This is a genomic window from Thermococcus cleftensis (assembly GCF_000265525.1).
In the GTDB taxonomy this organism is placed as follows: domain Archaea; phylum Methanobacteriota_B; class Thermococci; order Thermococcales; family Thermococcaceae; genus Thermococcus; species Thermococcus cleftensis.
This window is the reverse complement of the sequence record NC_018015.1, coordinates 1078885-1097652: the sequence shown is the minus strand read 5'-3', so window position 1 is coordinate 1097652 and position 18768 is coordinate 1078885. Positions and strand designations below refer to the sequence as shown.

The 18768-nt window shown below is 52.4% G+C and carries 19 protein-coding genes; 15 read left to right on the top strand and 4 right to left on the bottom strand.

Features of this window, described 5'->3' with window-relative positions; all coding sequences use genetic code 11:
• Positions 1 to 30: 30 nt before the first annotated feature.
• Positions 31 to 513, bottom strand: coding sequence for a THUMP domain-containing protein (locus tag CL1_RS05830; protein ID WP_014788964.1), 483 nt, complete (start codon positions 511 to 513; stop codon positions 31 to 33).
• Positions 514 to 574: 61 nt separating this feature from the next.
• On the opposite strand from CL1_RS05830, the gene CL1_RS05825 reads away from it, so the two are divergent.
• The 5 genes from CL1_RS05825 to CL1_RS05805 all read left to right on the top strand — a co-directional run bounded on the left by CL1_RS05825 (position 575) and on the right by CL1_RS05805 (position 5563).
• Positions 575 to 1783: an ATP-binding protein gene (locus CL1_RS05825; RefSeq protein ID WP_014788963.1), complete on the top strand. Its 1209-nt coding sequence runs from the start codon at positions 575 to 577 to the stop codon at positions 1781 to 1783.
• Between the two features lies 1 nt (position 1784).
• Positions 1785 to 2315, top strand: coding sequence for a metal-dependent hydrolase (locus CL1_RS05820; protein ID WP_014788962.1), 531 nt, complete (start codon positions 1785 to 1787; stop codon positions 2313 to 2315).
• Positions 2316 to 2382: 67 nt separating this feature from the next.
• A complete protein-coding gene (gene trxB, locus CL1_RS05815) occupies positions 2383 to 3375 on the top strand; it encodes a thioredoxin-disulfide reductase (protein ID WP_014788961.1) in 993 nt (330 codons plus the stop codon).
• Between the two features lie 159 nt (positions 3376 to 3534).
• Positions 3535 to 4872, top strand: a complete 1338-nt coding sequence (locus tag CL1_RS05810) for an ornithine aminotransferase (protein WP_014788960.1) — start codon at positions 3535 to 3537, stop codon at positions 4870 to 4872.
• Between the two features lie 85 nt (positions 4873 to 4957).
• Positions 4958 to 5563 (top strand): ECF transporter S component, encoded by a 606-nt coding sequence (locus tag CL1_RS05805; RefSeq protein WP_237266293.1) that lies wholly within the window; start codon positions 4958 to 4960, stop codon positions 5561 to 5563.
• Here CL1_RS05805 and CL1_RS05800 read toward each other — a convergent pair.
• From CL1_RS05800 to CL1_RS05790, 3 genes are all read right to left on the bottom strand, one after another.
• Positions 5560 to 5844: a family 4B encapsulin nanocompartment shell protein gene (locus tag CL1_RS05800; RefSeq protein ID WP_014788958.1), complete on the bottom strand. Its 285-nt coding sequence runs from the start codon at positions 5842 to 5844 to the stop codon at positions 5560 to 5562. The genes CL1_RS05805 and CL1_RS05800 overlap by 4 nt on opposite strands.
• Positions 5837 to 6514 (bottom strand): deoxyribose-phosphate aldolase, encoded by a 678-nt coding sequence (gene deoC / locus CL1_RS05795; RefSeq protein ID WP_014788957.1) that lies wholly within the window; start codon positions 6512 to 6514, stop codon positions 5837 to 5839. The genes CL1_RS05800 and deoC overlap by 8 nt, the downstream gene beginning before the upstream one ends.
• A gap of 224 nt (positions 6515 to 6738) precedes the next feature.
• Positions 6739 to 7047: a hypothetical protein gene (locus CL1_RS05790; RefSeq protein ID WP_014788956.1), complete on the bottom strand. Its 309-nt coding sequence runs from the start codon at positions 7045 to 7047 to the stop codon at positions 6739 to 6741.
• 89 nt (positions 7048 to 7136) lie between these two features.
• Between CL1_RS05790 and eno the strand changes: the two genes are divergently transcribed.
• The 10 genes from eno to CL1_RS05740 all read left to right on the top strand — a co-directional run bounded on the left by eno (position 7137) and on the right by CL1_RS05740 (position 18731).
• Positions 7137 to 8429: a phosphopyruvate hydratase gene (gene eno, locus CL1_RS05785; protein ID WP_014788955.1), complete on the top strand. Its 1293-nt coding sequence runs from the start codon at positions 7137 to 7139 to the stop codon at positions 8427 to 8429.
• A 26-nt stretch (positions 8430 to 8455) separates the two neighbouring features.
• A complete protein-coding gene (locus CL1_RS05780) occupies positions 8456 to 9112 on the top strand; it encodes a hypothetical protein (RefSeq protein WP_014788954.1) in 657 nt (218 codons plus the stop codon).
• Positions 9113 to 9387: 275 nt separating this feature from the next.
• Entirely contained in the window at positions 9388 to 10218 is an 831-nt protein-coding gene (locus CL1_RS05770) for a radical SAM protein (RefSeq protein WP_014788953.1), read from the top strand.
• A gap of 241 nt (positions 10219 to 10459) precedes the next feature.
• On the top strand, positions 10460 to 14383 hold the full coding sequence (locus CL1_RS05765; RefSeq protein ID WP_014788952.1) for a lamin tail domain-containing protein: 3924 nt from the start codon (positions 10460 to 10462) through the stop codon (positions 14381 to 14383).
• Positions 14380 to 15327 carry a hypothetical protein gene (locus CL1_RS05760; protein WP_014788951.1) on the top strand — a complete coding sequence of 316 codons (948 nt, stop codon included), beginning with the start codon at positions 14380 to 14382 and terminating at the stop codon, positions 15325 to 15327. The genes CL1_RS05765 and CL1_RS05760 overlap by 4 nt, the downstream gene beginning before the upstream one ends.
• A gap of 91 nt (positions 15328 to 15418) precedes the next feature.
• Positions 15419 to 15607, top strand: coding sequence for a hypothetical protein (locus CL1_RS10670; RefSeq protein ID WP_148267287.1), 189 nt, complete (start codon positions 15419 to 15421; stop codon positions 15605 to 15607).
• Between the two features lie 490 nt (positions 15608 to 16097).
• Entirely contained in the window at positions 16098 to 16751 is a 654-nt protein-coding gene (locus CL1_RS05755; protein ID WP_187287158.1) for a CGP-CTERM sorting domain-containing protein, read from the top strand.
• A 24-nt stretch (positions 16752 to 16775) separates the two neighbouring features.
• Positions 16776 to 17726 carry a hypothetical protein gene (locus CL1_RS05750; RefSeq protein ID WP_014788949.1) on the top strand — a complete coding sequence of 317 codons (951 nt, stop codon included), beginning with the start codon at positions 16776 to 16778 and terminating at the stop codon, positions 17724 to 17726.
• Positions 17727 to 17751: 25 nt separating this feature from the next.
• Complete coding sequence (locus tag CL1_RS05745) at positions 17752 to 17991, top strand: hypothetical protein (protein WP_014788948.1); 240 nt, start codon at positions 17752 to 17754, stop codon at positions 17989 to 17991.
• 104 nt (positions 17992 to 18095) lie between these two features.
• The gene (locus tag CL1_RS05740; protein ID WP_014788947.1) at positions 18096 to 18731 is read left to right on the top strand and encodes a hypothetical protein; all 636 of its coding nucleotides are present in this window, start codon (positions 18096 to 18098) and stop codon (positions 18729 to 18731) included.
• Positions 18732 to 18768 lie beyond the last annotated feature (37 nt).

Here is an 18768-nt window from a genome sequence, read left to right as displayed (position 1 = left end):
AGAGGGTTCGATGACACCCCTTCTCAGCTTTCAGTCGGAAACCTCGAAGCGAAGCAGTTCTCCCCTCTTCACCAGTCCGATCCCGGCTTTCTTACCTAAAACCTCGACAACCACGGTGAAGTCCGGGTCGCCCAGGTTCACCCCAAGGCCAAAGCGCTCCACGAGGAGTGAGCCGAGCTTCACCTCAAGCTCCCTCTGGGACAGTTTTCTGTTTCCCCTGACCTTGGCCCGAACCGCGAAGGTTCCGTCTATCCTCTCCCCCACTCCAAGGACGGCCTTCTCTATCTCCTCCCACCTCGCGGGGACGAGCCTCTCGAGGGGAACCACCCTCTGAATGGCCTGCGTCTCAAAGTTTTTGAGCCTTTCAAGAGCTTCTTCCTTTGAGAGGGGAGTCTCTGCGAGAAGAACGCCCCTCCAGTCGGTTCCCCTAACCCGAACCTTCCCAAGGGCCCACTCGAGTTCGAGTATCGCGTCGCCCTCGCGCCCCTGCGGTGCCGTGACTAGGAGAATCATCTCTGCTCACCAATGGACAGGTTTTTATATTTCGCGTTCCTAAACTAAGCGGTGAGTTAAAATGGGAGCAAGCGGCCTTAAGCTTTATCCCTACCAGTCATACGAGGTTTACGGCCTTTCTCGCAACCCCTTCGAACAGCTCGCAAGCGAGGGAATAACCGACGTGGAGAGCATTCACGTTTACCAGGAGGTGGACATGCGCCTTCAGATGATAGTTTCGGAGGTCATAGGCAACAAGAGCTCGATAGCGCTGAGCATCGTCGGCCCGCTGGGAATGGGAAAGACCCAGAGGCTCAAGACCATAGCCAAGGCCATTGAAGAGAACAGGGGGAAGGCGATATACGTCAAGGTCGATACCAACGACATACTCAAGCTCACCCGCGACATATTCTACTCCCTCAAGCCGCCCAAGAGCAGGACCAACATATTCCTCGAGAACCTCTCCAGGAAGCTCGGCTTCATAGACAGGCTCGAAAAGATGCTCAGCGACAGGAACGAGTACAAGAGCAGGGACATAGCCGAGCTCCTGGTCGAGCAGATGAGCAGGTACCCCTACTGCGCCCTCCTACTCGACGAGCTGGAGAACATGGGGAGCGCGAGCGAGAGGGAGAAGATACAGTTCTTCGAGATGCTGAGGCACTTCATAAGCACGATGCCCAAGGGCTGCATAGTGGCCTTCGCCTCAATACCCGAGGCGTATGAGGAGTACTCCAGGATCTTCCCGGCCTTCTTCATGCGCCTCCACTACGAGTTCAAGCTCAGGCCGATGAGCCTGGACGAGGCCTACGAGCTGGTGAAGAAGAGGCTCAACAGGGTGAGGGTGAGGGACACCGACGACCCGCTCTACCCCTTCACGGAGGAGGCGATAAGGCTGATCCACCAGCTCGGGAAGGGCAACCCGAGGCAGATTTTGAGGCTCCTCCACTACGTCCTGAGCGAAGCGGCAAAGCACAAGTTCGACCCCATAGACGACTACGTCGTGACGACAATACTCGAGGAACCAAAGAGCCTCGAGGAGTACCTGACGAGGATTCCGAAGGAGTACCGTGATCTCGTGGAGGCGATAGTCTTCGAGTTCAACGGAGGGCCAGTGAGCTACATTCAGGTCGCGAAGGCCGTCAAGAGACCCGGCATACAGGTCTACGACCAGCTCAACGAGCTGATAAGGCTCGGCTTCCTAGTGGGCGACCCCAAGGGCAACTACAAGGTCCCGGACTACGTCAGAAAGTTTTTAGAGGAGGGCCAAGCCGAGGAGCTGAAGGGTGAGTGAGGTGCCGAACTACGACACTCACGTGCTGAGCGGGGTACTCAGTTATCCCGTGGCCGTCGCCCTGGCCGGATTGCTGGCGGACCACGGCGCCCCCCTTGAGCTGAGCACTATGGCTCTAATCATAGGTTACGCATTCTACGTCCTGGGCAGCGATCTGCCGGACATGGACCACCCCAACGCTCTCATTCACCGCGGGACCAAGCCAATAGTCAGCGTCGCGGCCGGCGGGGCGGTGTACACCAACATAGCCGGCTCCATCGACCTCGGACAGCCCTGGCTCAACACGGCCGTGGAGTGGGTGGTGGCGGCCCTCGCCGGGGTCATGGCGTGGTTCGCCTTCACCTGGCTGATGCCGAGGCACAGGGGCATAGTGCATTCCCTCCTCTTCGCGGCAATCTACGGTGGGCTGGCGTTCCTGATGGTGGAGTACGGCCTGGGCATGAGGACTGGTGAGGGCCTGTTCGTTGGACTTAGTGCATTCCTCGGCTACACCCTTCACCTGCTCCTCGACGGCTCGGTTAAGCTGGTTTAGCTTTGCCCATTTTTGGGCAATAATCCTTTTAAATGACCCAAGTTAGGAAAGCCCGGAGGTGGGAGAGATGTTCAGCCTTGGAGGATTCTCGCGCGGGGGAGAGTACGAGAACAAGACCTGGGACGTGCTCATCATCGGCGCCGGTCCAGCGGGTTTCACCGCCGCCATATACGCGGCGCGCTTCGGCCTCGAGACGCTGATCATCAGCAAGGACCTCGGGGGCAACATGGCGCTGACTGACCTCATAGAGAACTACCCCGGTTTCCCCGAGGGAATAAGTGGCTCGGAGCTGACCAGCAAGATGCACGAGCAGGTCAAGAAGCTGGGCGTTGATATCGTCTTCGACGAGGTCGAGCGCATAGACCCGACGGAGTGCGCCTACTACGAAGGCCCGTGCAAGTTCGCCGTCAGAACCAAGAACGGCAAGGAGTACAAGGGCAAAACGATAATCATAGCGGTTGGAGCCGCGCCGAGGAAGCTCCACGTTCCGGGTGAAGAGGAGTTCACGGGGAGGGGCGTCTCTTACTGCGCCACCTGCGACGGCCCGCTCTTCAAGGGCAAGAAGGTCATCGTCGTCGGTGGTGGAAACACTGCCCTCCAGGAGGCGCTCTACCTCAAGAGCATCGGCGTCGATGTAACGCTCGTTCACAGGCGCGACAAGTTCAGGGCCGACAAGATACTGCAGGACAGGTTCAAGGAGAGCGGCATTCCGGCGATACTCAACACCGTCGTGACGGAGATAATCGGAAAGGATAAGGTCGAGGCGGTCAAGCTGAAGAACCGCGTAACCGGGGAAGAGACCGAGATGAAGGTCGATGGAGTGTTCATCTTCATCGGCTACGAGCCCAAAACCGACTTCGTCAAGCACCTCGGCATAACCGACGAGTACGGCTACATTCCGGTGGACATGCAGATGCGCACCAAGGTCAAGGGCATCTTCGCGGCAGGGGATATAACCAACGTCTTCAAGCAGATAGCGGTAGCTGTAGGTCAGGGAGCCATCGCTGCGAACTCCGCCAAGGAGCTCCTCGAGGAGTGGAACTCGAAGACCGTGGAGTGAGTTCCCCACGCCCCCTCTTCTTTGTTCCCGACATTCCCAGTGCCTTACCTTTCCAAATCGACCCCTCCCCAGGATTTTCCGAAAATTTTTCGGCCAAATATGTTCATCGATGAACACAGGCTTATATAGGAGAAGCACGATCCCCCACCGGTGATGCACATGGTGGTTAGGCCGAACGTTAAGGAACTCCCCGGACCCAAGGCAAGGGAGATAATAGAGAAGAACTTCGAGGCTTTAGCCGTTACCACCCAGGATCCAGAGACCCTTCCGATAGTCATCGACCACGGCGATGGAATTCTCGTCTACGACGTCGATGGAAACACCTTCTATGACTTCGGAAGCGGCGTCGGTGTTCTTAACGTCGGCCACGCCCACCCGAGGGTCGTCGAGGCGATCAAGAGGCAGGCCGAGAAGTTCACCCACTTCGCCCTCAACGACTTCTTCTACGAGAACGCCATAGTACTCGCCAACAAGCTCGCCGAACTCGCCCCCGGAGACTTCCCGAAGAAGGTCGTCTACCAGAACAGCGGTGCGGAAGCAAACGAGGCCATGATGAAGCTCGTCAAGTACGGCACCGGCAGGAAGAGGTTTATCGCCTTCTACCACGCTTTCCACGGCAGGACCCAGGCCGTTCTCAGCCTCACCGCCAGCAAGTGGGTCCAGCAGGACAGGTTCTTCCCGACAATGCCGGGAGTTGAACACATACCCTACCCGAACCCCTACAGGAACCCCTGGCACATAGACGGCTACGCCGAGCCGGACGAGCTCGTTAACAGGGTCATAGAGTTCATCGAGGAGTACGTCTTCCGCCACGTCCCGCCCCACGAGGTTGGAGCCATAGTCTTCGAGCCGATACAGGGTGAGGGCGGCTACGTCGTCCCGCCGAAGAACTTCTTCAAGGAGCTGAAGAAGCTCGCCGACAACTACGGCATACTCCTCGCGGACGATGAGGTTCAGATGGGCGTCGGAAGGACCGGAAAGTTCTGGGCCATCGAGCACTTCGACGTTGCCCCGGACACCATACAGTTCGGCAAGGCCATAGGCGGCGGAATCCCGCTCGCGGGTGTCGTCCACAGGGCCGACATAGCCTTCGACAAGCCGGGCAGGCACGCCTCGACCTTCGGCGGCAACCCGGTGGCAATAGCGGCAGGTATAGAGGTCGTCGAGATAGTCAAGGAGCTCCTCCCGCACGTCCAGGAAGTTGGAGACTACCTCCACAGGTACCTCAAGGAGCTCGAGGAGAAGTACGAGGTCATCGGCGATGCACGCGGCCTTGGACTTGCCCAGGCGGTCGAGATCGTCAAGAGCAAGGACACCAAGGAGAAGAACCCCGAGCTGAGGGACAGGATAGTCAAGGAAGCCGTCAAGCGCGGCCTTATCCTCCTCGGCTGCGGCGACAACAGCATACGCTTCATACCGCCGCTGACAATAACGAAGGAGGAAATCGACGTCGCCATGGAGATATTCGAGGAGAGCCTCAAGGCCGCTCTCCAGTGATTTCTCCCTTTTCTTATCCGTTTGCTCAAGTTGTAATCCCCGAAAAGTCAAGTTTTTAAAGTTGCAGCTTGAAATTCTCCCGGTGATGGTGATGAGCGACCTGACAGAGATGCTCAAACCATACGGACCGTACGTTCTCGCGGCGGTGACTGTCATCTACATCGCCTACCTCTACATCAACAGGAAGAAGTTCAGAAGCGCCAGCGTTCTTGCCATATCAGCGGTCATGGCAGCGGTGACCGGTGTGACGACGGCCTTCATCACAATAACCACCCCCGCCACCGGCGGCTACCTCAACTTCGGCGACACCATGGTCATGTTCTCGGCAATGGTCTTCGGACCGGTCGTCGGAGTCTTCGCCGGCGGCGTCGGTTCGGCCCTTGGTGACATAATAGCCGGGTACCCCGGTTGGGCGCCGATAACGCTCGTCGTGAAGGGCCTAGAGGGCCTCGCGGTTGGATACCTCGCCAGGAGGAGCGACAACGTTTCCACCCTGGTCATAGCCGGTCTCGTCGGCGGAATAATAATGGTCTCCGGCTACTTTGCCTTCGAGGCCTACATGTTCGGCGTCCCCGCGGCGCTCACAGAGGTTCCGGTGAACATGCTCCAGGCGGTTACGGGTGTTATCGTTGGCACCGCCCTCGCGAGGGTGATAAAGAAGAGGTACCCAGAGGTCGAGGACCTCGTCTAAATCTCCAGGTTCTTTATTTCTTCCCACATCTCGTTCTCGACGAGGAGCGGTTCTATGGATATCCTCCTTGAAGCGCGCTTCATCTGGCCGAGGTACGTGGAGTCGGCTATGACGGCGTCATAACCGAGCTCCTCTATCTTGTATATCTTGAACCTGCACTCGCGGAGCAGTTCAACGGCATACTCTATGAAGCGGGGACCAACGAGAAGTATGTCCGGTTCGAGACCCTCTTCCCTGAGCTCCTCCACCGCCTTATTGAGAAGGTCCCTCAGCTCATCCATCACGGGACCCCTCCACGATCTTTACCCCGCTCGACGTGCCTATCCTCGTCGCCCCGGCCTCTATCATCGCCAGGGCCTGCTCGTAGGTTCTAATTCCTCCAGCGGCCTTAACGCCCATCTCCGGGCCGACCACCTTCCTCATGAGCCTGACGTCCTCCACAGTTGCCCCGCCGGTTCCGAAGCCGGTTGAAGTTTTCACGAAGTCAGCCCCGGCCTCCTTTGCCAGCTCGCAGGCCTTCACCTTCTCCTCCTCGGTGAGGTAGCAGGTCTCGATTATGACCTTGACCTTGGCGCCTTTCTCATGGGCGACCTTGACGACTTCCTCTATATCCCTCTTGACGTAGTCGTAGTCCCTATCCTTGAGCGCGCCGATGTTGATGACCATGTCCAGCTCGTCGGCACCGTCCTCAAGTGCCCTCTTCGCCTCGAAGACCTTCACCTCGGTCGGCGTCGCCCCGAGGGGGAAGCCTATGACGCTGGCGACCTTGACGTCGGCCTTCTTCTCCTTCAGATACTCTTTCGCGAGTCTGACACGGTAAGGATTGACGCAGACAGCGTAGAAGTTGTACTCTATCGCCTCGTCGCAGAGCTTGATTATATCATCTTTAGTCGCGTATGGCTTGAGATTGGTGTGGTCAATGTACCTGGCAACATCGATGCGATCAACCACTTTCCATCACCCCGTGACTACTCCGCACCAATGTATTTAGAGTTTTTCTCCCCAAAAATGCGTAGGTCTTCGGAAAATATGCGGATCCTGTTTTGAAATCTAAACAATTTTTGGACACATCTCCAGCAACGAGTAGAAGTTTCGGAGTCTTGGTAAAAATTCCAAGAGGGCACCGCAAGGAAAGCCTCACTCTCCGTCTAAGGGATCAGGAATTTAAACGAAAATTATCTCTCCACCAGATCCCCCAAGGCACGGAGAAACCTCTCCCCAACACCCTCCTCCCCAAAAACGGGCTCTTCCTCCCCGCTGGCTATCCTCTCCAGTACACCAACCGCGTTGTCCCAGCTCTCCTCTAGCGTTTTTCCCTTTGGAATAGGATTCCGGAGCACGTGCCACCTCCCCGTCTCCTCGTCGTACACTATTATCCTCGGAATGTAATCCAGGTCCATGAAGGTGTTGTCAAGGGTAAGTTCTACCCTGAAACCCTCAAGCTCGATGTAGCCTTCCTCGCGAAGCTTCCTTTTCCAGTCCATGTGAGAAGGTTCGGGGGGAGGTTTAAAAGCTAAGCGCCGGCTAAAACCTTTATATGCCCTCCCGAAAAATATCACCCGAGGTGATTGAGATGGAGAACCCCTTTGAGATAACCGGAGTCGTTGCCAGGGAGATACTCGACAGCAGGGGAAACCCAACGGTCGAGGTCGAGGTTTACACACCGATAAGCATGGGAAGAGCGGCTGTTCCGAGCGGTGCCTCAACCGGCACCCACGAGGCCCTTGAGCTCCGCGACGGCGGAAAGCGCTACCTCGGCAAGGGCGTTAGAAGGGCCGTCGAGAACGTGAACAAGATAATCGCGCCGGAAATCATAGGAATGGACGTCACCTGGCAGAGGGACATAGACAGCCTCATGCTCGAGCTCGACGGAACCGAGAACAAGAGCAACCTCGGGGCCAACGCGATCCTCGGCGTTTCCCTCGCCGTCGCGAAGGCTGCCGCCAACGCGCTCGGCCTTCCGCTTTACCAGTACATAGGCGGAACCAACGCCTACGTCATGCCGGTCCCGATGAGCAACGTCATCAACGGTGGCGTTCACGCCGGCAACGAGCTCGACTTCCAGGAGTTCATGATAATGCCCGTAGGAGCCAGCAGCTTCCGCGAGGCGATAAGGTGGGTCAGCGAGACTTACCACGTCCTCAAGAAGGTCATAGCCGAGAAGTACGGAAAGAACGCCGTGAACGTCGGTGACGAGGGCGGCTTCGCCCCACCGATGAAGGAAGCCACCGAGCCGCTCGAGGTTCTCATAAAGGCCATCGAGGAAGCCGGTTACAAGCCAGGCGACGAGATAGCCTTCGCCCTCGACGCCGCCTCCAGCGAGTTCTTCCACCCGGACAAGGGCAAGTACGTCGTCGGTGGGAAGGAGTACGACAGGGGGGAGCTCCTCGAGCTCTACCGCGAGCTGGTCTCGAGCTACCCGATAGTCTCCATCGAGGACCCGTTCCACGAGGAGGACTGGGAAGGATTCGTTCTCATAACAAAGGAGCTGGGAAGCAAGATACAGATAGTCGGCGACGACCTCTTCGTCACCAACCCGAAGAGGATAAGGAAGGGCATCGAGATGGGCGCGGCCAACGCTCTGCTCCTCAAGGTGAACCAGATTGGAACGCTGAGCGAGGCCATCGATGCCGCATACACGGCTTTTAGGGCGGGCTACGGCGTCGTCGTCTCCCACCGCTCCGGCGAGACCGAGGACAGCACCATAGCGGACCTCGCGGTTGCCCTCAACGCCGGCCAGATCAAGACCGGCGCCCCGGCAAGGAGCGACAGGAACGCCAAGTACAACCAGCTCATCAGGATCGAGGAGGAGCTGGAGGGGATAGCGGTCTATCCGGGCAGGAAGTTCCGCAACCCCTTCCTCTGACCCCTTTCCTTAATTTGGTGGAGCAGATGGGACTGGAGAAGCTCCTAAGGCCCCGACCGCTACTGATTCTGGCGGAGCTGTTCCTCCTGCCCGCGGTACTCCTGGCTTCAAAGTCCTACAACGCCTCCATAGCCTGCCTCGGGGCCTCGACTATCCTCTATTACATCGGCATGACAGAGCTTGTGAGCAGGAGGCTGGGACGGTGGGCAGTGAAGAGGTTCACCATTGCCTACCTCCTCAGGGCCCTCTCGTGGGTTCTCATGCTCGCCTCGGCCTTCTACACCTATTCCGCCGTCATAAAGAACATCTTCCCCTTCGGCCCGCAGGAGTTCGTGGTGACGTCGGTGGTGGCACTCGTTGGGGCCGGGATAAACTACATCGCAGTCGGGATAAGGAACAGCGTCCTCTGGAAGATCAAGGGGCTGAAGATGAGCCTCTGGATGTCCAGGCTTAACTCAATCGTGCTGTTCCTCATGGCGGCCGTGCCGTTTCTCCCTGCCCTATCAAGCGCGGAGGAGGTTACGTGGCTCCTCGCGATTCTGGCGGCGCCCATACTTGGTTCATTCACGGTTCTCGCGGTACTCGGAAAGCTGTTCTACCTCAGGTTCCTCCTGACCTTCGATGAAACAGAAACGTCCAGTCAGGGTTTTAAGAGGGAGGGCGGACTTCCAAGGCGGGAGTGAGACTGAATGACAGAACGAAAAAAGCTCAAAATCTTCGCCCTCCACGACCCCTTTCTGAGGTGAGTTAAATGAAAAAGCTCAAAATCTACATCCCGGGCATCAAATTCCCCTCGCAGGACCGGGGGGTTTCACCCCCCGCGTCCTTGCCAACCCCCTCCCCCCGAACGTGGGGCTTCGCCCCACATAAACCGGGAAACTACGTTTCCCAGACCCTTCCTCCTCTTTTAAACACCGGAGGGGGCTTCGCCCCCTACAACCCCCAGGGAGGGAACTGAATGCCCAAAAAACTCAAAATCTACATTCCCGGCATCAAATTCCCTTCAATCTCGCTCACGGGAAACTACTGCTCGCTGAACTGTGCCCACTGCGGGAAGCACTACCTCGAGAGAATGAGGAAGCCGACGAGAAAAGAGCTGGTCGATTACTGCCTCGGTCTCGAGAGGGAAGGCTACACCGGCTGCCTGCTGAGCGGCGGAATGGACTCAAGGCTCAAGGTGCCTCTGGATAGGTACGCTGACGAACTGAGGGAGATAAAGAGAAGGACGAACCTAAAGCTCAACGCCCACGTCGGGTTCATAGACGAGAGCGATCTGGAGTGGGTCAGGTACGTCGATGTTGTCTCCCTCGACTTCGTGGGCGATGACGACGTGATAAGGCGAGTTTACAGGATAGACAAGACCGTCAAGGACTATCTCAAAATCCTCGACCTGCTCACGGAAACCGGGGTGAGGGTGGCGCCTCACATAACGATAGGCCTCGACTTTGGAAGGATAAGCTGGGAGTTCAGGGCCATAGACCTGCTGGTGGAGTACCCCATAGACGTCCTCGTGCTGGACGTGCTCATTCCAACGAAGGGAACCGAGATGGAGAACGTCCCGAAGCCTTCGGTGGAGGAGAGCCTGAAGGTGGTCAGGTACGCGAGGGAGCGCTTCGACGGGGAGCTGAGCATAGGCTGTATGAGGCCCCCGGGACGGTGGAGGCTTGACTTTGACAGGGGGGCGGTTCTGGCCGGCATCGACAGGCTGACGAACCCGCCGAGGAAAGTCATCGAGTGGGCAAAAACGGTGAGGGAGGTGGAGATAATCTACGAGTGCTGTGTGATGTGAGGATATTGAACGGAACCCACTCACTTTTTCTGATTTGAAAAGGTGTGATCCCAGCCCATGCATCTATCCTTTTGTGGTGATGACATTAACCATAACTCAATTCTCCAGATACGGTGTTCTAAAAGGCAGACTTTCCCAGATATAATCATCAGAGGTGATAAAATTTTAAACCACTCGAAAAGCTTTTGTACTCTTCTTGCTTAAGTATAATTGCCCAAATTCAAATTGTCGGGTGACAGCGATGGATAAAAGAGTATGTGCACTACTATTGGGAATATTGCTGATTCTTGGAGGACTCCCAACGGGAGCCTCAGTAAAAGAAACGCATCGCTACAGAGGGGGCGTTATCAACCCGTTCTTCGAGGGCTACCTAAAGGTACTACCTAACGCAACGAAAGAAGAAAAGGAAGCACTGCTAACCCTCATAGAGGCCATGCTAAACGGAACTCTCAACGGCGAAATAACTGTTTCTGATGCAATGAAAATCAAAAATACCAGATGGAACGGGACCGATTTAATATTCGAAATCTGGTGGTACGACGGAATGAACCCCGTCGCCATAAGAACATACCGCTGGAGAAATCCCAGACAGGCTCTCCACCTAGTGCACCAGATGAAAGACGGAAAGACATCGGAGGAATCCCTGGAAGAGGCCTTCACTGTTGAACCTCTAACTATATCCCACGCCGTCCACATTGAAGACGTTGACTACCTTACCAACGATGGAAGCGGGGAATACGTTCTTCTCCACAACCCCGGCCTTTCACCTGTGAGTCTGCTGGGTTGGTATATAATGGATGAATACGCTTACAACAACCCGAGTTGCTGGATAGACAACATAATCCCAAGGGACGACTGTGTAGATTCGTATGGAAAAGACCACGTGATTATGGTTTCCGTTAATATACCCCCTGAAGCAGTTGTTAGAATACCAGTTGCCAGCTCCCCCGACAACGCCATCCTAAACAACGATGGGGATACGGTTTATCTCATCGATGACAAGGGGTATTTTGCAGGCATGTACTCCTATTCGGCATCGCCCGAGATAACCGTGGAGGGAGTATCTTACTATCCAAATCCAATCAGAGAGGGCGATTACATGGATCTAACAATAATCCTAGACAACAGGGGTGCCCTCGATGGAACTGGGACGATAGAAGTTTACATAGACGGGAAACTCGTGAAAAGCTCCACGGAAACCGTGTGGAAGTACCATGTATGGTACTACAGAATGTATGACGTTTGGAAAGCAACGTCTGGAAGTCACGTTCTGACCGTCAAGTTTGTTCCACAGTACGGTGGAGAAGTTTCTTCAAAGTCCATAACGTTCACAGTCTCGGCCTCAGAGCCCTATATAACGGAAGTAACCCACAACGACCTAGTCGAGGGTTATCCTGCGGAGTTCCACGTTGATGTCGTCAATCCAGCTGGAGAGAGAAAGGACATCATTCTGAAGCTCTTCGTTGATGGCGTTGAGGTAGACACCGTAACCAGCTACGTTTATGAAGAGTGGGGGTTTGACCTACAGTGGAGCAACCCCGAAAAAGAATTCCACAAAGTGGAGATAAAGCTTTATGATGAGTCTGGAACACTACTCTACTCCCAGTGGGCAAGCACGCTGTACTTCAGGCCCAACACACCCCCGAGGATAGAAAGTGTCCAGCTACCTTCATGGGTGTACGCAAACGAGTGGAGTAATGGAACGATCCAAGTTCACGATTCCGAGGGGGACTTAGTAGACGTTAAGGTGAACGTTATTGGAAGATTCAGCTTCACTCGCAGTGACCTATCCCCTGGTGTCACACATGAATTCCCCCTCGCACCCATATACAACCACACCAACTGCCGTGAGAACGTCACCCTGGAGTTTACACCAATAGATCAATACGGAATGACTGGAGAAACCATAACGAAGGTGATAACAGTAGTCACCGACAGCGATAGAGACGGATGGTGCAACGCCTTAGAGCAAGAATACGGTACAAACCCGTACAGCAAGGATACCGATGGGGATGGGGTAATTGACCCCAAAGACGTTGACCCGTTGAGGGATGCCGTAATTGAGCTGTACCTCTTCAGAGCGAGGACCCTAGACCCAGCCGAAAACTACGACCTAACCTGGGATGTTGACTTCCGCATTGAGGCCACCTTCAAAGCCGGCTCAATCACACAAACCCTAAAAGAAGACCTTCCAGACAACACCCGGGACGTCGAGAACATGGTAATGCTGACTAACGACATCTTCGAGAACATTCAGAAAGAGGCCGTGGCGGTTCTAAAGTTCAACCCACCCGATGACGTTGAGACAGTCGAAGTAGACCTCAAACTGGTGGACAGAGACTTAGTGTCTGAAGATGAGATTATGGACATCTCACCCCGGCCAGGAGACGACGAGAACGGAAAAGTCGCCAGGCTCTTCTTCAGCCTTAAGAACGGCACGTGGTGGGGCGACGATTACATAAACGACCACAAAGATTACTTCGGTTACGGCCACCTGAGCGGAGCAGATGACTCCACGGAGGACTACACAAACGGCGGAGAATACGATGCCGAACCTTTCTCCAAGTACTACGACGAGCTTGAGGCCCTCGGCTATGATTTAAGCGTTGTAAACATCACGGACGTTCAGGGCTGGGACGGAATAGAATCTCTAGAACTCAAGGACTACCAGAGCGGAACCTTCTATCAATACACAAATCCTGAAGAAGCCGTGCTCTTCACCCTCGCACTCCCCAACAGAACCCAAAAGAGGGTCCTCATCATCAACAAGCGGAACGCCGAAGTGAGGAGGATGAAGTTGAGCGATGACGTGAGCGCAATGTCCACAAGAGAAGCAGACAAAGGCGCCAAGGTGAGCAACACCCCAACCAACACAACGCCCGAAATCGGAAAGAAGGCCAGGTACGAGGCAACGCTCATTTTCAGGAGGGGAATGGATAGTGTCGAGAGCCTCAGCACGGAGGCAGTTTCAAGCTCAGAGACCACAACTGAAGCAAGTTCACTGGCCTTTGATGTCGTTGCAACATCGGAGGACGTTGATGAGGACGATGCAGAAATATGGTTCCTCATCAAGACGAACGACGCCGATGGAATTCCATTTTACAGGGAGCTTGAGCTGAACAGGGAACTGAATAAACAGGGAATCGCGGAGAGGTTCGATCCCTCGGACGGTTTTGGCATTGACGACCCAGACCTCTACAGGGGACTGATCGAGAGGGACGCCTACGGCGACTATGATGGAGATGGCGTTCCAAACAGTGTGGAGCTGTTCATCGGGAAGGATCCCGCGCTGAGAGATGTTCTGGGTGTTCACTTAAATATATCCATCGAGTGGAATGCCAGTGAAGATGAAATCAAAGCGTTCATAAAGAGTTTCCAAAAGGCAAGCCAAGTAATCTACGATTACACCGACGGGTACGCAATAATATCGGGATTAACCATCTACACCTCAAAGAGGGCGTGGGACAGTGCAGATATACAGGTTTCTAACGATATTGTCCTGAACACATCACACAAATATTGGCCAAATACAAATGCTGGTGGCGGCTATTGGCTCAAACATTATGTTGGGGAGACATCCCCAGTAATAAAAGTCCCACGGAAATACGATCCAAGTGGACAAAATAATGAAAGCAACTTAGTAGGACCTACTGACAAAACGTATTGGAGAATGTTAGGACATGAACTTGGACATTATCTGTTTATGCTCGGGGACGAGTACATGACATGGCAGGGTATCCACTACAGCAATGTACAGAGCGAACTTAACATAGAACTAGAAAAAATACCCAAAACCATAATGTACGATGGAAACAAATATTCCGAGATAAGCTACTATAATAGCTATCTTGAATTCAACAATGAACTTAAAACTAAAATTGGCATTGGATGGGAAAATTACACTACATGGCAATGGTATAGATGGATGGGACACTCTTCATGGACATCATTAGTCATTCTTTTGAAATATCCTGAAATGGGTTTGAACTATACAAGAGATTGGGAGCATGATATCTTTGAAAAAGTGATAATTCCAAACTTGCAAAGATTACCATTGCACATAAGTATTGGGAACTTAACTATCGAGACTATCAAAACATACACACCTTTTACTGGTCCTTACACTGGAGTGGGATACTATCTAAGGGCGGAGGTGAACCCATGAATCGAGTTGCTCTTGTTTTGTTACTCCTCATTTTCTCAGCAATAATCGGTGGATACTACCTAACCCATGGCCCAGAAAAAACAGAAATCACGCTCAAACCAGTGTACCCTACCGAAATTTACACATCAAAGGTTAAACCATTGGTGGAGAAATGGACGGACGATGCAGAGCTCATCCTTGTCTACGGTTCCGAACACTGCCAGCACATTCTTTGCGACCTTCACCCAATGTCATCACCCTGTATTTGCAATGATTCAACGTTTGGCGATGGAAGGGCACCACAATGGACGTTCATCTTTTATTCAGAGCAAAAAGGCGAGCTCATAAAAGTGGATGCGTACATCGTAGGGGAAGGCGGGCAAAAAAGATGGCAGGTTGTTTCCAAAACATACGGGACTCCTCTCAACTACTCCAGTCTCGACACAAGTCTCTCGAATCCCCCAGAAAACCATACCAGCAAACCGGGGGTTTACATACTCTTTAGAAACCAATGGAAGTTCAGCCTTAGACCTCTCAACATTACTGCAACCAATTTCACGGAATTCAAACGGCTGATTCTGGCAGAATCCAAGAGCCCGACAGTATACGGGGGAGTTCTAATACTTCCGGACAGAAAAATCGGGGATTTGAAATCACCAACCATAATCATCAGGACCCAGTTCAATCAAACAAGGGACATTGTTACCGTGGTTTACCCCGGGGCAGTGTTAAGGGGATACGTCCCACCGCTCCCATGCAAACCCACATCGCTGGAAAGCTACTCCCAGAGTGTCTCGACTGTAATCGAAAGGCTGACATCCCCAGAGTTTTCAGAGCTTAAATTGATCCTCGGGCAGCCTTACGCATACTACAAACTGGAAAACGGTACGATAAAGATAGAAACCCTAGACTGTGAGTTTGAAGTGAATGATGAGGACATAAAAGGGGCGTGCAGGACGAGATGATGGGCGGGCAAAGGGGAATACTCAGATCCACAACATCCTTGGATGTTGAAGCCTGCCCGTACACCGGAGTAGGCTATTATATGATCATACAATGGAGGCGATGAGGATGAAAAAGATAGCCCTTTTGGCTTTTGCCTTTATCCTTTTACTCTTCATCCCACCCGCCAGCGGAGCAAGTGTATGGGACGGTTTGATTGATAAGCCCATTTACTACGTCAACATTGAGGGGTACAGTCTTACTGGAGTTCCACCGTGGAATCCCTTTAACGATCTTCAATAACCTGGATTAACATAGGCCACAAATACAATGAAACTCATACATTCAACAAATATTACGAAGGAGGAAAATGGAAGGAAGGCTTCTTCCTCAAACACGGAAACCCAAAACCTTTCAACATAACAGACTGGAACCTCTCAAAGATCCTCAAAGAATACCAGTGGGGCGTTGTGAATTACCTGCCAAACGTTAGCGGGAAACACTGGCATAAGGGCTACTGGAACAGCACAATAACCAGATGGGAAGTCACACTCTCAGCAAGCAAGTTCAAGGTTGTCCTTCATGGTGGGGATTGTGGCGAGTGCGAGCAGTACATCATCTTCGAATGCCAGAGCGAAGAAAACAATGTAACCTGTCAGTGGGGAAAACCAGTTTTTAAGGTAATAACCCCTCCATGGGGGCCAAAAGATACGACAACGAGCACGACAAAAGAAAAACTCTGCGGACCAGGATTACTGGTCGGATTAGTATTAATCCCTATATTGGCCGGGAGGTGGCGTGGGTCGTGAAGAAGGGTTTATCCCTGGCCTTGCTCTTCCTCCTTTTCCTTCCTTTGGCTTCAGCTGGAAAGGTTAACCTGTTCAACCACCTGCCGGGCAATGAGACGGTGAAGTTGGTAACTTTCGAATGCCACTCAAACTGCACGCCCCAAAAATGGTTCATGGTCGATAACTTAACCATCATAAAACCCCACAACGAGACTTCAGACATCAAAATCACAATAACCGGAAACAAGAGCAGGCAAAAACTCATCCCAGCCAGGAATTCAACACCATTCACAATCAACAACATCAACTGGAGCGCGGTAAACGAAACCATCAAGAACCTAACTTCCTACAAATTCTTAGGTTCAACACTCCCTAAGCAGTATACTCGGATGACTGGAAGGATCACGGAGAATGGACTTGAGATGGAGTTTCATTGTGATGACTGTTTCCTAGGCAAATGCCCAATGTTCTTAGATATGACGTGTAACACCACTTGCAAAGTCGAACCTAAAACATTCGCCGACTGCGGCATGGACATGAGGTACACCAAGACAAACACAACCACCCAGAAACCAGAAAACAAACAAACCTGCGGGCCAGCTTTGCTAGTTGGGTTGGCGTTAATTCCCCTGCTGATAAGACGGGAAAAGGTAAGTTAATAAGCCAAACTAGTGGTGACCACAATGCCAAAAAGGTCACTAATACAATATTTGTTCCTTTTAGCTTTTGTAGTCCTGGCGATTATGCTTATTGTTTCAGCCCAACACAGCCGGCCCCCAGGTGTTTCCCAGGATAACAAGTCTTCAAGTATTCCCCAAGAACTTTCTCCCTATGATGCATACTTATTATTTGCAAAGCCATGCACAGAGAACTGGAGTGCTGATGCCGTTCTAATCGAAGCAGAATTTATAGAGCCTTCCGCGGGGAAATGGGAACCCACAGATGGAGGGCTCTACAAGCCACCATTAGAGATAGTTCAGGAATCCAAATTCAACAACGGCCGTTCACACCTCCACCTGTTCACATTCTACTCCCCCTCAAAAAAGGAGCTCCTGCTGTTAACTGTTTACGTCACAAACACGACTAAAAAATGGGATGTGCTGGAAACATCCAAGGGGACTCCCATGGATTATTCTTCATTCAAAGTCCTTCCAGAGAGGCTCCAGGGAGTTCCCAACACTACTCATGCAATCCTGTTCCTGGGGGGATGGCATGAAGCTGCCGATATCGGCTCTCCCAAACTAGCGGAGAACCTTACGGTTATGGAGGTCACAGTTTGGGATACGAAGCACACTTCTATTGATGAGGGAATCCTGATTCCGATAAGAGCGGTTTTGTATAGACTTCCCAACGGCACGATTATAGTCAACTATCCAGGAGGGGTAAAGGTATCAACCAAGGCGGGTATTCCTCCCGGATTAACAACATTCAAGCTCAATAGTAGCGTTATTGCCACGTTTGAAAAGATAAGAGAAGGCTGGCACCGCAGTGGAATAGAAAAATACGTGATAACATTAGAGACCATCAAGGGTTTCAGGCTCACAAGACCGAGTGGGTCGGGGCTCAATATCAAGGAGTGTACGGTTAGAATCGGTAATCTATCAACAGCCAAATGTTATGGAACTCAGAGTTAATGTCAAGGTGGAGGTGAAACAACACATGATTCCCAAGAGTCCAAAAATCGCCCTTCTTTTCTTTATTATCTTCGCTACCGTAAGTCTTGTCTATTTCAAAATGCATTCACAGGAAAACCCTGAAACTTCCTTCGAACTTACAGCATTTGAAGCGTATACAAACATTGTACAGGACGAAATAAAAAGCTGGGACGAGAACGCTTCAATCCTAGCGGTTCAAGGAGTTGACTACAGATACCCTGTGAGAATCCCCAGAAGACCATAAACGAAGAATTCATAACCTGCTCAAAAGTTCCAACCAAAACTACCCTTGACTACAAAGCGCCATCTTGGATTTTTGTCCTGTACTCAAAACAGAAAAAAGAGCTCATGTGGATTGAGGCGGCTATCTTAAAGTATCCCACCAACAAAGAAGCGTGGAAAATCGTCAAGATAACCCAGCCAACCCCATTTGATTACTCAAAATTCGCGATTACACCTGAAATGCTGGAAAGAAACGCAAGCTGGAAAATTTTGAAATCCCACAATGGAGTCTCGTACTTCCTCTCAAATCTTGACCCACCGGATATAACAACAAACACAACAATGAGAGCCAAAGAGATTAGGGCTCTCCGTTCACAGTTCCTAGTTATAAACATACCAGTGCACGATAAACATCTGAGTTCAAGGTTCAAATTCGAACCGATTACGGGAGTCCTAGTTCTTCCAGACGAGAAAAGTTATGGCGTTGTAGTTCAGATAGTTCCACACAATGAAACTCACGATAGAATACTTGCGGAATATTGGCAAGCGGAGGTGGAAGGAATCGTACCAAAAACCGAGGGCGAACCAACTTCCCTCACCATTACAAGCCCCGGGCCTAGTGATGTGCATCAAGCCGAAACCATGATTAAAGAAGATTACATGGTGACCCACTACTGGATTGACATTATGAGGGAAGGTTTCTGTAAAGGCTTCGAAGATTACGAATGCGAGGACATCAACTATGACTGGGCTGGGGATTAGAATTCTCACAACTGGTTACATCTCAGGTTGTGACTAT

Excerpts from the sequence above, each read along its gene's own strand:
- CL1_RS05830 (WP_014788964.1), bottom strand. The coding sequence starts at position 513 with ATGATTCTCCTAGTCACGGCACCGCAGGGGCGCGAGGGCGACGCGATA.
- CL1_RS05825 (WP_014788963.1), top strand. The coding sequence starts at position 575 with ATGGGAGCAAGCGGCCTTAAGCTTTATCCCTACCAGTCATACGAGGTT.
- trxB (WP_014788961.1), top strand. The coding sequence starts at position 2,383 with ATGTTCAGCCTTGGAGGATTCTCGCGCGGGGGAGAGTACGAGAACAAG.
- CL1_RS05810 (WP_014788960.1), top strand. The coding sequence starts at position 3,535 with ATGGTGGTTAGGCCGAACGTTAAGGAACTCCCCGGACCCAAGGCAAGG.
- CL1_RS05805 (WP_237266293.1), top strand. The coding sequence starts at position 4,958 with ATGGTGATGAGCGACCTGACAGAGATGCTCAAACCATACGGACCGTAC.
- CL1_RS05800 (WP_014788958.1), bottom strand. The coding sequence starts at position 5,844 with ATGGATGAGCTGAGGGACCTTCTCAATAAGGCGGTGGAGGAGCTCAGG.
- CL1_RS05790 (WP_014788956.1), bottom strand. The coding sequence starts at position 7,047 with ATGGACTGGAAAAGGAAGCTTCGCGAGGAAGGCTACATCGAGCTTGAG.
- eno (WP_014788955.1), top strand. The coding sequence starts at position 7,137 with ATGGAGAACCCCTTTGAGATAACCGGAGTCGTTGCCAGGGAGATACTC.
- CL1_RS05780 (WP_014788954.1), top strand. The coding sequence starts at position 8,456 with ATGGGACTGGAGAAGCTCCTAAGGCCCCGACCGCTACTGATTCTGGCG.
- CL1_RS05770 (WP_014788953.1), top strand. The coding sequence starts at position 9,388 with ATGCCCAAAAAACTCAAAATCTACATTCCCGGCATCAAATTCCCTTCA.
- CL1_RS05765 (WP_014788952.1), top strand. The coding sequence starts at position 10,460 with ATGGATAAAAGAGTATGTGCACTACTATTGGGAATATTGCTGATTCTT.
- CL1_RS05760 (WP_014788951.1), top strand. The coding sequence starts at position 14,380 with ATGAATCGAGTTGCTCTTGTTTTGTTACTCCTCATTTTCTCAGCAATA.
- CL1_RS10670 (WP_148267287.1), top strand. The coding sequence starts at position 15,419 with ATGGAGGCGATGAGGATGAAAAAGATAGCCCTTTTGGCTTTTGCCTTT.
- CL1_RS05750 (WP_014788949.1), top strand. The coding sequence starts at position 16,776 with ATGCCAAAAAGGTCACTAATACAATATTTGTTCCTTTTAGCTTTTGTA.
- CL1_RS05745 (WP_014788948.1), top strand. The coding sequence starts at position 17,752 with ATGATTCCCAAGAGTCCAAAAATCGCCCTTCTTTTCTTTATTATCTTC.
- CL1_RS05740 (WP_014788947.1), top strand. The coding sequence starts at position 18,096 with ATGTGGATTGAGGCGGCTATCTTAAAGTATCCCACCAACAAAGAAGCG.